Genomic DNA, 13,139 nt, shown 5'->3' with positions numbered 1-13,139 from the left:
TGGGCAAGGATTTCTGTGGAGTGACATAGTTTGTTATTCTATTGGTGTAATTATTTCAAGTTTATTAGATTTTAAAATTACTACTAAAACTCAAAACTCATAGTCGTTGTTAACGAGAAATTATCTTTTTTGTCTTCAAAAATAAACTCAGATGCGTGATACCATTTACCTTCCATTCTAATTTTCATTTTAGAATTAGGTAAAAAATCAAGGTTTAATGAATTTCCTAATGTTTCGAAAGGAATATATATCTGAGGAACTATTCCTATTGGATCTACAATTACATTTTCTTTATCTTTAAAATATTCAGATCTATAAGCCATTTCCCATTTGCTATTTAAGCTATATTTAGCAATAAAAACAGGACTTGACCAAACGGCATATTTAGAATCATCTAATCTTTTTTGGGCTCCAATGTCAAATCCCACAATGGTTCTCCATTTCGAATTCCATTTTTTATCCCAATAAAAATTACTAAAATAACGAGTTCTAAATATAAAATCTTTATTAGGCTCATCTCCAATAAATGTACTCCAATTTATCAAATCATTTTCCGATTTTTTATACTGAATTTGTGTACCGAAACTTGGCAATGATTTTTTAGATACTTTTTCAATTCGTTGCCAACCATTAGAAATATTGGTTGAAAAAAATAATTTATCATTAATTTGATAATTAAACTTTACTCCACTCATATAATAAGGAGAATTTTCTGCAAGAATTGAACGAGTAGCTGTCAAGTTTGAATGTGAAGTAGCACTTTCGAAACCAATATAACTAGGCATTATACCGACCTCTATTGAATTTTTCTTATTTTTATCTAAATAAACACCCAAATATGCTTCACTAAACAAGTTTAAATTACCATAATTTTCCTGTACATAACTACCCGCTTGCAAAGCAATTTTAGCATATACATTTTCATAATTTATACTTGCTTTAATTAAAGCTAAGTTGACTGCAAATTCATTGTGTCGAGTATAGTTATATAAGAAATTTTGATTTTTCAAATTACCTTTATCTGAGAATTCATAAGTATAATATGTATCTATATATCCAGAAATATCAATTGTTGGTTTTACCACTTTAATAGTATCTTGTGAAAAAGTTTGAACTGCAAACAGAAGCAGAAACCCTGAAAGTAATCTTAAAATCATTTTATGATATTTTTTTTGCAAAGAAACTATTTTTTCTAAGAGTATCAATTAGCTACACCAAGTAATTATTTTATTAAAAAGGGACAAAAGTTTATATTTTATTTTTATTCAATTAGACGAAATTTCAAGTATTTTACAACTAAACTAATCGATTTTAGTACTTTTACAATCTTAAATCAAAAGTCAACATTCTAAAATCATAAATCAAATGTCCGTAGCTAAAAAAGATTACAAACGAATTACCACCAAATCATTGATAGAAATGAAATCAAATGGTGAGAAAATTTCTATGCTTACAGCTTACGATTATACAATGGCAAAAATTGTAGATACTGCTGGAGTCGATGTTATTTTGGTTGGAGATTCTGCCAGTAATGTGATGGCTGGACACGAAACTACTTTACCAATTACTTTAGACCAAATGATTTATCACGCATCAAGTGTAGTTCGTGCTATTGAAAGATCTTTGGTTGTAGTTGATTTGCCTTTTGGAAGCTATCAATCCGATTCAAAAGAAGCACTCCGTTCTTCTATCAGAATTATGAAAGAAAGTGGCGGACACGCTGTAAAATTAGAAGGTGGAAGAGAAATAAAAGAATCTATCAAGAAAATCCTAAACGCTGGCATTCCAGTTATGGGACATTTGGGACTTACGCCACAATCTATATACAAGTTTGGTACTTATACTGTTCGTGCCAAAGAGGAGGAAGAAGCTGAAAAATTACTTGATGATGCTAAATTATTAGAAAAATTAGGTTGTTTTGCTTTAGTTTTAGAAAAAATTCCAGCACATTTAGCTACAAAAGTTGCACAAAGTATTTCTATTCCTGTAATAGGAATTGGAGCTGGTGGCGGAGTCGACGGACAAGTTTTAGTAATACACGATATGTTAGGTATGAATAATGAATTTAGTCCAAGATTCTTAAGAAGGTACCTAGATTTATATGACCAAATGACAAAAGCCATAGGTAATTATGTTGCTGATGTGAAGAGTAAAGATTTTCCGAACGAAAAGGAACAATATTAATTTCGATTATTAGATTAATGGATTGTTAGATTATTAGAAATATGCACCGATTTAAAGATTTAGAAATTTGGAAATTAAGTAGAGTATTTTGTTCTGAAATTTACATTGTAAATGCTAATTTTCCAGATAGTGAAAAATTTGGGTTAACCAACCAACTTCGCAGAGCATCAGTATCTGTTCCTTCAAACATTGCGGAAGGATGCTCGAGAAGCAGTAATAAAGATTTTTTAAGATTTCTTGAAATTGCAATAGGTTCAATTTATGAAATTGAAACTCAATTATTAATAGCATTCGATTTAGGCTATATAAATCAATCTAAATTAGATGGTTTATGTTTCAATATCGACAGAATTGTCAAAATGACCTCCAAATTTCGTTCAACATTAAAAATCTAATAATCTAAAAGTCTAACAATCTAACTAATCGATTTTGAAAATTCTTTCAACTAAAAACAACCTTCAAATCCTTCACGAAGACAATCACATTATTGTGGTAAATAAGCGTGTGGGAGATATTGTGCAAGGTGACAAAACAGGTGACAAACCGTTATCGGAAGTTGTCAAAGAATATATAAAAGTTAAATATAACAAGCCAGGAGAAGTTTTTTTAGGTGTTGTACACAGATTAGACAGACCAACAACAGGAATTGTAGTTTTTGCAAGGACAAGTAAAGCATTAACTCGACTAAACGAAATGTTTAGTAACCGAGAAACTCAAAAAACATACTGGGCTGTTGTAAAAAAGAAACTCGCAAAAAGTGAGGATAAATTGATTCATTATCTAAAAAGAAATGAAAAAAATAACACTTCAAAAGCACATCTAAAAGAAGTTCCTGAAAGTAAATTGGCTTCTTTAGATTATAAAATAATCAAGGAATTAAATAACTATTTTGCTTTAGAAATCAATCTTCATACAGGTCGTCATCATCAAATTAGAGCACAACTTTCTGCTATTGGTTCCCCTATAAAAGGAGATTTGAAATATGGTTTTGATAGAAGTAATCCCGACGGTGGCATACATCTTCATGCCAGAAAATTAGTCTTCACACATCCTGTTACAAAAGAAAAAATAGAAATTGTTGCACCAATTCCTGAAGATGTTATTTGGAAATCTATTTAATTCTTATCTTTAGCTAAAAATAATTTCGATGAATAATTTAATCCCTGTTTCACAAAGAAAAGATGCCTTAAAAAAGCTCTTAAAAAGTATTATCATTCACGAAGAAGAAATTCTTGAAGCGCTGTATAAAGATTTTAAAAAACCAAAATTTGAAGGTATTGTTACCGAAACTTCTTATATCATTACGGAATTACGAAATACTATCAATAAAATAGATTCTTGGAGCAAACCAAAATGGGTTTTTCCTTCAATTGTAAATTTTCCTTCATCAGATTATATATATAGTGAACCTTACGGAAATGTACTACTTATTTCTCCTTGGAATTATCCATTTCAATTGGCTATAAGTCCATTAATTTCAGCAGTTGCAGCGGGAAATAAAGTAACACTAAAACCATCGGAACTCACACCTTACACCTCTGCAATAATTTCAAAAATAATTAGAGAATCGTTCGATGTAAAACATGTTGTGGTCGTAACTGGCGATTATACCATTGCTCAGGATTTACTAAAAAAACGTTGGGATTATATTTTCTTTACTGGAAGTGTTGCCGTTGGAAAAATTGTTGCAAAAGCTGCTGCCGAAAACCTAACGCCAGTAACGCTAGAGTTGGGTGGGAAGAATCCTTGTATTGTTGATGAAACTGCCAATCTTCCAATTGCTGCAAAACGTATCATTTGGGGTAAAATACTAAATGCTGGACAAACCTGTATTGCACCCGATTATATTTTGGTTCATCATAAAATGAAATCCAAACTTGTACAATTCTTAATTGAAGAAATAAAAAATGCTTTGGGCGAGAATCCACAAGAATCTGAAGATTTTGCTAGAATTATCAACCTTAAAAACTGGGAAAGACAATTAAGTTTAATCGAAAATCAGCCTATTCTTTTTGGAGGAGAATCTAACAGAAATGATTTTTACCTTGCTCCAACACTACTCGACGAACCAAGTTTAGATAGTCCAGTGATGAAAGATGAAATTTTTGGTCCCATTTTACCAATCCTTTCTTACGAATCGAAGGCAGATATTGAAAAAATTATTTCTAAATACGAAAAACCATTGTCACTTTTCATTTTCTCAGAAAACAAATCATTTATCAAAGAAGTTCTAAATAAATACTCTTTTGGTGGCGGTTGTGTAAATGACACTATCATTCATTTTTCAAATAGTCGTTTGCCTTTTGGTGGCGTTGGCCATAGCGGAATTGGCGCTTACCACGGCAAACTAAGTTTCGATACTTTTTCCCATAAAAAAGCCATTGTAAGAAAAGGAAATTGGCTCGATTTACCACTAAGGTATGCACCTTACAAAAACAAAATAAATATTATAAAACGAATACTAAACTGGCTTTAAAATAAACAAAAATGGAAGAAATGAATAACGCTAAAAAATTTTTAGATTTGGGAGAAACAATTAACGAAGCTTTTGAAATCTGGAAAAAAACGGCGCTTATGGGCGGATTGGCTTTTATATTTCTAATGCTTATCCTAACAATGCTTGCAATGGTGGGAGTTGGCTATTTTTTTAACAAAGAAGAACTTCCAGAGCTGATGAAAAATTTTAATCCAGAAACGTTATCAACCAACGGATTACTAATTTACTTTGCTATTGTTATAGGTTTTACAGTACTTATAAGTCCCTTTGTGGCTGGAATGCTAAAAATGGCTCATGATGCAGATAATGACCAAGATGTTACTTTTTCTTCTATATATTATTATGTAAACAGCCCGCAATTTTTAGATATTATATTAGCTACAGCTGCAATTTCCGTAATTTCTGTAGGATTCAATATTTTGTTAAAAAATACTTTGCAAAATACTTTTGGAGATATTCTAGGATTTATAATATCTTACACCATATCGATACTTACATTTATAGCAATACCATTGGTTATTTTTAAAAATTTAAATTTTATCGATGCCATCAAACTAAGTTGCTCACAAATTTTAAATAACTTCTTTATTGTTTTATTGTTGATGATTTTGGTGTTTATTTTTATGATAATTGGAGCACTTGCCTTTTGTGTAGGTTTAATTTTTGCAATACCATTCGCTTATGCTATGCAATATAGTATTTACAAAAGATTGGGTTAAAAATACTAATATCAAAAAAAATCCCGTGTCGTTCCAAAAAACGACACGGGATTTTTTTTATACTAATTAATTACTATTTTAAAGTAAAACTTGTTTTAGAAACCAATTCCGCTTTATCGAAAATATTTACAAAATAAGAACCGCTTTGAATCTCAGTAACTGGTAAATCCTTTTCAACTTTAACCGTTTTATTTTCATATTTCACAGAAGCTACAAAACTAAAAGTTAATGTTTTTTCTCCAAATGTTTCTGTCTTTTTGTCACCTAAAACATTGTTTTTACTGTCTATTACTTGTACATAATAGGTTTTATCTCCAGATTTTGCGATTTGATTTTCGGCAATCATAAAGCTTATCTTTAAAACATCAGCTCTACTAGCTTTATCGGTTGAGATTTGTTTTCCCGAACTTTTTTGCTTTACAGCCGATGATTGCAAATTTAATACAGAAAGTTTTGATCCTTTCTCGATTGTATTTGCCATTTTAAAATTCTGCTCAACAAGCGTGTCAGCATATTTTTTTGTTTCTCCAAGAACTACAGCTGTACTATCTCTTTGTACAGTTAGTTTTGCATTTTCTTTTTTAAGACCATCAACTTGTTTCATCAAAACTGCCACATTACTTCTTAATGTAGCGGCTTCCGTTTTAAATTTTGACATCGAAACAACATCCCCTTTAGATTTTTCAACATCGGCCATTAGTTGCTGAATTTTATCTCTTTCGGCAATTAACTCCTCAGACAAAGTAGTATTAGATGATATTGCTGCATTAAGTGAATCTTTTTGAATTTCTAAATCTTTAAGAACAGCATCTTTTTCGCTAATTAAAACATTTTCAGTAGCTTTAGAATCATTAGTAATCTTATACACATACCATAAACTTCCTAATAAAAGTAGGGCTAATATTGCAATAATGGCTTTAAGTCCTGAATTGCTATTCTTTTTATTTGTTATACTTTCCATTTTATAAACTTGGTTTTTTGTGGTTAATTAATTTATAGGTGCAATTTATATTATTATTTTGTAACTTTTAACGCAAGTTTAAAAAAAATAGTATTTTTGGTTCATCATAATTTCTAATATGGAAAACTTAATACGTTTTAAACAATCTGATTTAGCAAAAATTACAAATTTCAGAAATGGAGAAGTAAAATTTGGCGAAAAAATGATTACAGTACCAAAAGATGAGAATATATCGGAATTCATCACCAAGAGTGAAGCAAAATATATCATTTTAGGAATCCCCGAAGACATAGGAATTAGAGCAAATTTAGGTCGAGCTGGAGCTAATACAGCTTGGGATAGTGCGATACAAAGTATTGCTAACATTCAGCACAATAGGTTTTGTAAAGGAAATTCGGTTTTAATATTAGGTCAAGTAGATATTTTGCAAGAAATGGAATTGGCAAAAAATTTAGACGAAACGAAACCCGAAGATCGAAAACAACTGTTTAAAATTGTCGAACAATTAGACAAAGAAGTTTCTCACATTATTTTTTCGATAGTAAAAGCAGGTAAAATTCCCATTATTATTGGTGGCGGACACAATAACTCCTACGGAAACATAAAAGGTACAGCTCTTGCCAAAGGAAAACCTGTAAATGCAATCAATTTTGATGCCCATTCCGATTTTAGAATCCTAGAAGGAAGGCACAGTGGTAATGGGTTTTCTTATGCTTTTGACGAAGGTTTTCTTAAAAAATATTTCATTTTCGGATTACACGAAAGTTACACTTCTAAAAGTGTTTTAGATGCTATAAAAAAATTAGATGATCGAGTAAGATATAACTCTTACGACGAAATTAAGATTCGTCATCAGAAATATTTCGAACAAGAAATGATTCATGCTTTAGATTTCATCAAAAATGATTGTTTTGGTATTGAAATCGATTTAGATGCTATTCCAAATATTGCTTCAAGTGCTATGACATTAAGTGGATTTTCTGTCGAAGAATTAAGACAATTTATCTATTATTTTAGTAAAAACCAAAACGCAAGTTATATTCATATTTGCGAAGGTGCACCATTACTTGGAGAAGAAAAAAATAGTCACCTAATAGGAAAACTTATTGGTTATTTAGTTACAGATTTTATAAAAGGAAATTCTCTGGTGTAATCGGTTAACTGTAAAATCGATTAAACGGTTAATCGATTAAACAAATAACCTATCTTTGCACAAAATTAAAATATGTTATTCGAAGATTTATCATTATCAAAAAGTATACAAAGAGCCGTTTTTGAAGAAGGTTACCTGAGCGCAACTCCAATTCAAGAACAATCTATCCCAATTATATTAGCAGGACAAGACTTAATAGGTTGCGCACAAACTGGAACAGGAAAAACAGCAGCCTTTGCTATTCCTATCATTCATAATTTACATAGAATTGTAGGTTCATCAAAAAAAGAAAAACTAATTCGTACGCTTGTTGTTACACCCACTCGTGAATTGGCTGTACAAATTGGCGAAAGTTTCGATACTTACGGGAAATATACCAACTTAAAACAGTTAACTATTTTTGGTGGTGTTTCTCAAAATCCACAAGTAGATCAACTAAAAAGTGGTGTCGATATACTAATTGCAACGCCAGGAAGATTGTTAGATTTACACAAACAAGGGTTTATTAATTTAGACCACATGCATCATTTAGTCCTTGACGAAGCTGACCAAATGCTAGATATGGGTTTTATAAACGATGTGAAAAAGATTGTAAAATTAACGCCTAAAAACCGTCAGACTTTACTATTCTCGGCTACTATGCCAATTGCCATTCGCGAACTTGCCGAAATGTTCCTAACAGATCCTGCAACCGTACAAGTAGCTCCTGTGTCATCAACTATAGAAACAGTAGACCAACGCTTGTACTATGTAGACAAAGCCGACAAAAGACAATTGTTGTATCATATTATTAAAGAAGAAAAACTAAGTAATATTCTTGTTTTTTCTAGAACAAAACATGGTGCCGATAATATTGCCAAAGCATTAAAAAAGCAAGGTTTAAATGCCGAAGCCATTCACGGAGACAAATCTCAAAATGCAAGACAAAGGGCTTTAGACAATTTTAAAAACAAAGAATGCGATATTCTTGTTGCTACTGATATTGCTGCTCGTGGTATTGATATTGAATTTTTACCGTATGTGATTAATTTCGATTTACCTAATATTCCCGAAACATATGTTCACCGAATAGGAAGAACAGGTCGTGCTGGTCGTGAAGGAATGGCTATTTCATTTTGTGGAAAAGACGAAGAAGGTTACTGGAAAGATATTATAAAACTAACAAAAGCCAAAGTTACCACGATAGCCGAACATCCTTTTCCTTGGAAAAAGGGTTCGGAAGAAACTAAAGTTCACAGTTCGAACCGAAGTGGAGAGAAAGAAAAATCTAGAAAATCCGATGCTTCAAAGAAGAATAAGAAACGTTGGTATTAATAAAAATAAAAAAATGCTTTAGTTGGGGGACTAAAGCATTTTTTATTAACAATCAAACAAACTAAAAACAAACTATCTTTTTTACGAAGTGATTCGTGATTTTTTCTAATAAAATTAATACTCATTACTAAGTTTCAACACTACAATATTAGAATAAATTCGATTAAATGCCAAATAAAATCGATAAAATGCATTTAATTTATAAATTTAATCTTACAATTTAAGGCGATAACCTTTCTATCTTCCAAGAAAAATCAGAATTTAATTTATAACGAATTCTGTCATGCAAACGATTAGGACGACCCTGCCAAAATTCAATTTCTTGTGGTTCAACAATATAACCTCCCCAATTTTTAGGACGAAAGATTTCTTTACCTTTACTATCAGCTTCTAATTGTTTCAATTTTTCTTCTAATATGGCTCTTGAAGGTATCACTTCACTTTGGTTAGACACTATTGCGCCTAGTTTACTTCCGTCTGGTCTAGATTCGAAATAACCATCAGAAAGATTCTCGGAAATTTTTCTAACTATCCCTTTTATAATAACTTGACGTTCGAGTGCATGCCAAAAAAAAGACAAGCATACGTTTGGATTATTTGCTATAGCGTGTCCTTTTTCGGAATCGTAATTGGTATAAAAAATAAATCCTTCGTAAGTAAATTTTTTCAAAAGTACTACTCGAGCTTTAGGAAAACCATCTAAACCAATCGTAGAAACAGTCATAGCATTAACTTCTTCTATTCCGCCAAAATCTTCTACTTCATGAAACCATTTCTTAAAAAGTGTCATAGGATCTTCAGGAATATTTGTTTCCAATAATTCACTTTTTTCGTATGATTTTCTGTAATTACTTAAATCTTCCATTTTTTATTGTCTAAAATTAAATCCAACATCGTTTTATAAAAATAAAAGTAGCTGCTGCTCATTGCAAAGTTGAGTATATTCGATGCAAAGTTGAATATATTCAAGTCAAAGTCTCTTATGTTCGAGTCAATGTCTCTTAAGTTTGAGTCAAAGTCTCTTATGTTTGAGTCAATGTCTCTTATGTTTGAGTCAAAGTCACTTATGTTTGAGTCAAAGTCTATTATATTTGCTTCAAAGTATCTTATAATCGAGTCAAAGTTGAATATGTTCGAGTAAAAGTCACTTATGTTTACAACCTCAATCTATTACAATTCAAAAACTTTACCATCATCTCCCAAAAGCGTATTCTCGAAAATTGTTTGGGCTTCTTCCTTAAACAACTTTATCGATTCGTATCTAGTCGAATAATGACCTAAAATAAGTTGTTTACAATTGGCTTGCAATGCAATTCTAGCCGCTTCTTTAGCAGTCGAATGCATTGTTTTTTTAGCCAATTCTACTTCCGATTCTAGAAAAGTAGTTTCGTGATACAGAACATCTACATTTTTAATTATCGGAATAATCGACTCATTGTATAATGTGTCTGAACAAAAAGCATAACTTTTAGGTTCTTCAGGATCAAATGTTAATTCAGAATTTGGAATTACACGTCCGTCTTCTAAAATGATGTCTTTTCCGTTTTTTATATTCTGAAAATAACAGGTTTCTATTTCGTAATTCTGAACCGCATTTACATTTAGTTTGCGTTCTTTTATCTTTTCTTGAAACAAGAATCCATTGGTATAAACCCTGTGTTTTAGCGGAATTGTTTTTACAATCACTTTCTCATCTTCATAAATAATTTCCGATTCGGTACTTGTTAGTTCTACAAAATGCAATTCATATTGTGGCCAAGAATTAGATAATTTCAATTGTAACTTTATAACTTCCTGAATTCCTTTTGGTCCGTAAACGGTTAAATCATTATTTCTATTCAACAAATTGAAAGTAGAAATCAGACCTATTAATCCATAAAAATGGTCGCCATGTAAATGGGAAATAAAAATATGATTTATAGCAGAAAACTTAATCTTATTTTTACGTAATTGCACTTGAGTTCCTTCGCCACAATCTATTAAAAATAATCTATTTCTTATTTCTAATACTTGAGAAGTTGGGTTTGTAAATGTTCTTGGCGTGGCTGCATAACAACCTAATATGGTAAGATTCATTAGTTTTTCCCCTTTCTACGATTGCGCTCAGTTTTTATTAATAATAACTCACGACTGGTTTGTCCAGCTACTGAAGTATTTTCTTCGGCACGACGAATTAAGTAGGGCATAACGTCTTTTACGGGACCAAATGGCAAATATTTTGCAACATTATAACCTTCGTTAGCTAAATTATAACTGATGTTATCGCTCATTCCGTACAATTGCCCGAACCAAAGTCTAGAATCATTTTTAGAAATGCCTTTTTCTTGCATTTTTCCCATCAAAGTGTAAGAACTCAATTCGTTGTGAGTTCCTGCAAAAAGCGCCATTTTATCAATATTATTAATCATATAAGAAACAGCCGCATCAAAATTATCATCGGTTGCTTGTTTCGATTCGCAAATAGGAGATTTATAACCTTTTTCATCGGCACGTTTGTTTTCTTTTTCCATATAAGCACCACGAACGAGTTTCATTCCTATATAAAAACCTTCCGTTTTTGCTTGTTCATGTAATTTTTTAAGATAATCTAATCTATCCCAACGATACATTTGCAAAGTATTATAAACAATAGGTTTTTGTTTGTTATATTTTTGCATCATTCTGGCAACAAGCTCATCGGCAGCATCTTGCATCCAACTTTCTTCACCATCAATAAGCAATGAAATATCGTTTTCAAAGGCTTTTTTGCATACTTTTTCAAATCGTTCTTCTACCCTATTCCATTCTTCTTGTTCAACTTCGGTTAGGGTTTGTCTTTCTCCTAGTTTTTCGTACAATTCAAATCGTCCGAAACCTGTTGGCTTAAAAACCGCAAACGGAATGGCCTTTTTTTCTTTAGCAAAATCGATGATTTTCAGAGTCATATTCATTGCATCATCAAAATGTGCTTCATCCTCTTTTCCTTCTACAGAATAATCTAAAACCGAAGAAACTCCTTTGGTATACATTTTATCGACCACAGGAATACAATCATTTTCAGATATTCCGCCACAAAAATGGTCGAAAACTGTGGCACGAATTAATCCTTCAACAGGCAAATTAGCATTTAATGCGAAATTTGTAACCGCAGTTCCTATTCTAACTAATGGCTGAACGGCAATCATTTTGAACAAAAAATAAGCTCTATCTAGCTCGGTATCACTTTTTAGTGAAAATGCATTTTGGGTATTATCGAAAATTTTATCCATATAAATAATAATGTTATGCAAATATAATATAGTAGGGTGTTTTTTTATGCAAATTTTACTTTATTTTGCACAACATATAAAATAATACAAGCCATCATGGTTTCAATAGATTCAAACGGATATTCAATACATTTTAGTCAAGACGGTTATGATTTTTTAAATCGTAATATCAAGGAGAATAATTACTCTAAAATTTTTATTTTAGTAGATGAGAATTCTAACGAATATTGTCTTCCTCAATTATTACCATTAATTGAAACTAAATCCGAAATAGAAATTATCGAACTCGAATCGGGAGAAGAAAACAAAACCATCGAAACTTGTATTCAAATTTGGAATGTTCTTATCGAATTAGGTGCCGATAGAAAAAGTTTAATCATCAATCTTGGTGGTGGCGTAATTACAGATATGGGAGGATTTATTGCTTCAACTTTTAAACGCGGTATTCCTTTTGTAAATATTCCAACTACACTTTTATCGATGGTTGATGCTTCGGTTGGAGGAAAAAACGGAGTAGATTTAGGTGGGTTAAAAAACCAAATTGGAACCATAACCAATCCCGAAATGGTCATTATAGATTCTAGTTTTTTAGAATCGCTTCCGCAAAATCAGATGCGTTCTGGCCTTGCCGAAATGCTAAAACACGGATTAATTGCTAAAAAATCGCATTGGGAAAAATTTAAAAATCTAAAAGAGGTGAATTTTGATGATTTTGATGATTTAATTTTTGAATCCGTAAGTATAAAAAGTGATATTGTAACCCAAGATCCCACCGAAAATGGTATTAGAAAAGCCTTAAATTTTGGTCATACTTTAGGTCATGCTATTGAAACTTATTTTTTAGAAAATCCTAATAAAACAAATTTGCTTCACGGAGAAGCTATTGTTGCCGGAATGATATTAGAAAGCTATATTTCTTTAGACCAAAAGTTAATTTCCGAAAATGAATACATCGAAATAAAATCGACATTAAACAACATATTCGATAAGATATTTATCGATGAAAATGAACAAGAAAATATCATCGAATTGCTAATTCACGACAAGAAAAATGAGTACGGAA

Annotated in this window: 13 protein-coding genes; 8 read left to right on the top strand and 5 right to left on the bottom strand. The window is 31.3% G+C overall.

From position 1 onward, the window contains the following. Positions 1 to 83: 83 nt before the first annotated feature. Entirely contained in the window at positions 84 to 1,157 is a 1,074-nt protein-coding gene (locus ACH2BP_RS06590; RefSeq protein WP_395058207.1) for an outer membrane beta-barrel protein, read from the bottom strand. 208 nt (positions 1,158 to 1,365) lie between these two features. Between ACH2BP_RS06590 and panB the strand changes: the two genes are divergently transcribed. From panB to ACH2BP_RS06565, 5 genes are read left to right on the top strand one after another with little or no spacing between them, the layout of a single operon-like run. Next, positions 1,366 to 2,184, top strand: coding sequence for a 3-methyl-2-oxobutanoate hydroxymethyltransferase (gene panB, locus ACH2BP_RS06585; protein WP_395058205.1), 819 nt, complete (start codon positions 1,366 to 1,368; stop codon positions 2,182 to 2,184). A 41-nt stretch (positions 2,185 to 2,225) separates the two neighbouring features. Further along, entirely contained in the window at positions 2,226 to 2,579 is a 354-nt protein-coding gene (locus tag ACH2BP_RS06580; protein WP_395058203.1) for a four helix bundle protein, read from the top strand. Positions 2,580 to 2,613: 34 nt separating this feature from the next. Then, entirely contained in the window at positions 2,614 to 3,303 is a 690-nt protein-coding gene (locus ACH2BP_RS06575) for an RluA family pseudouridine synthase (protein ID WP_395058201.1), read from the top strand. A 28-nt stretch (positions 3,304 to 3,331) separates the two neighbouring features. Further along, positions 3,332 to 4,660 (top strand): aldehyde dehydrogenase, encoded by a 1,329-nt coding sequence (locus ACH2BP_RS06570; protein ID WP_395058199.1) that lies wholly within the window; start codon positions 3,332 to 3,334, stop codon positions 4,658 to 4,660. 11 nt (positions 4,661 to 4,671) lie between these two features. Next, positions 4,672 to 5,400, top strand: coding sequence for a hypothetical protein (locus ACH2BP_RS06565; RefSeq protein ID WP_395058197.1), 729 nt, complete (start codon positions 4,672 to 4,674; stop codon positions 5,398 to 5,400). Between the two features lie 73 nt (positions 5,401 to 5,473). Here the strand turns inward: ACH2BP_RS06565 and ACH2BP_RS06560 are convergent, their stop codons facing one another. Next, positions 5,474 to 6,361, bottom strand: a complete 888-nt coding sequence (locus ACH2BP_RS06560; protein WP_395058195.1) for a hypothetical protein — start codon at positions 6,359 to 6,361, stop codon at positions 5,474 to 5,476. 118 nt (positions 6,362 to 6,479) lie between these two features. Between ACH2BP_RS06560 and ACH2BP_RS06555 the strand changes: the two genes are divergently transcribed. Beyond that, entirely contained in the window at positions 6,480 to 7,514 is a 1,035-nt protein-coding gene (locus ACH2BP_RS06555; protein WP_395058193.1) for a formimidoylglutamase, read from the top strand. A gap of 72 nt (positions 7,515 to 7,586) precedes the next feature. Further along, positions 7,587 to 8,828: a DEAD/DEAH box helicase gene (locus ACH2BP_RS06550; protein ID WP_395058191.1), complete on the top strand. Its 1,242-nt coding sequence runs from the start codon at positions 7,587 to 7,589 to the stop codon at positions 8,826 to 8,828. 220 nt (positions 8,829 to 9,048) lie between these two features. On the opposite strand, the gene pdxH is transcribed toward ACH2BP_RS06550, so the two are convergent. From pdxH to ACH2BP_RS06535, 3 genes are all read right to left on the bottom strand, one after another. Beyond that, positions 9,049 to 9,693 carry a pyridoxamine 5'-phosphate oxidase gene (gene pdxH / locus ACH2BP_RS06545; RefSeq protein ID WP_395058189.1) on the bottom strand — a complete coding sequence of 215 codons (645 nt, stop codon included), beginning with the start codon at positions 9,691 to 9,693 and terminating at the stop codon, positions 9,049 to 9,051. Positions 9,694 to 9,998: 305 nt separating this feature from the next. Further along, on the bottom strand, positions 9,999 to 10,904 hold the full coding sequence (locus ACH2BP_RS06540; RefSeq protein ID WP_395058187.1) for a ribonuclease Z: 906 nt from the start codon (positions 10,902 to 10,904) through the stop codon (positions 9,999 to 10,001). Then, complete coding sequence (locus ACH2BP_RS06535; protein WP_395058185.1) at positions 10,904 to 12,076, bottom strand: proline dehydrogenase family protein; 1,173 nt, start codon at positions 12,074 to 12,076, stop codon at positions 10,904 to 10,906. The genes ACH2BP_RS06540 and ACH2BP_RS06535 overlap by 1 nt, the downstream gene beginning before the upstream one ends. 96 nt (positions 12,077 to 12,172) lie before the next feature. Between ACH2BP_RS06535 and aroB the strand changes: the two genes are divergently transcribed. Continuing rightward, on the top strand, positions 12,173 to 13,139 hold a 967-nt coding region (aroB, locus tag ACH2BP_RS06530), incomplete at its 3' end, for a 3-dehydroquinate synthase (RefSeq protein WP_395058183.1).

This window comes from Flavobacterium sp., from assembly GCF_043756175.1.
Classification (GTDB): Bacteria; Bacteroidota; Bacteroidia; order Flavobacteriales; family Flavobacteriaceae; genus Flavobacterium.
This window is presented reverse-complemented; position numbering and strand designations above follow the sequence as displayed.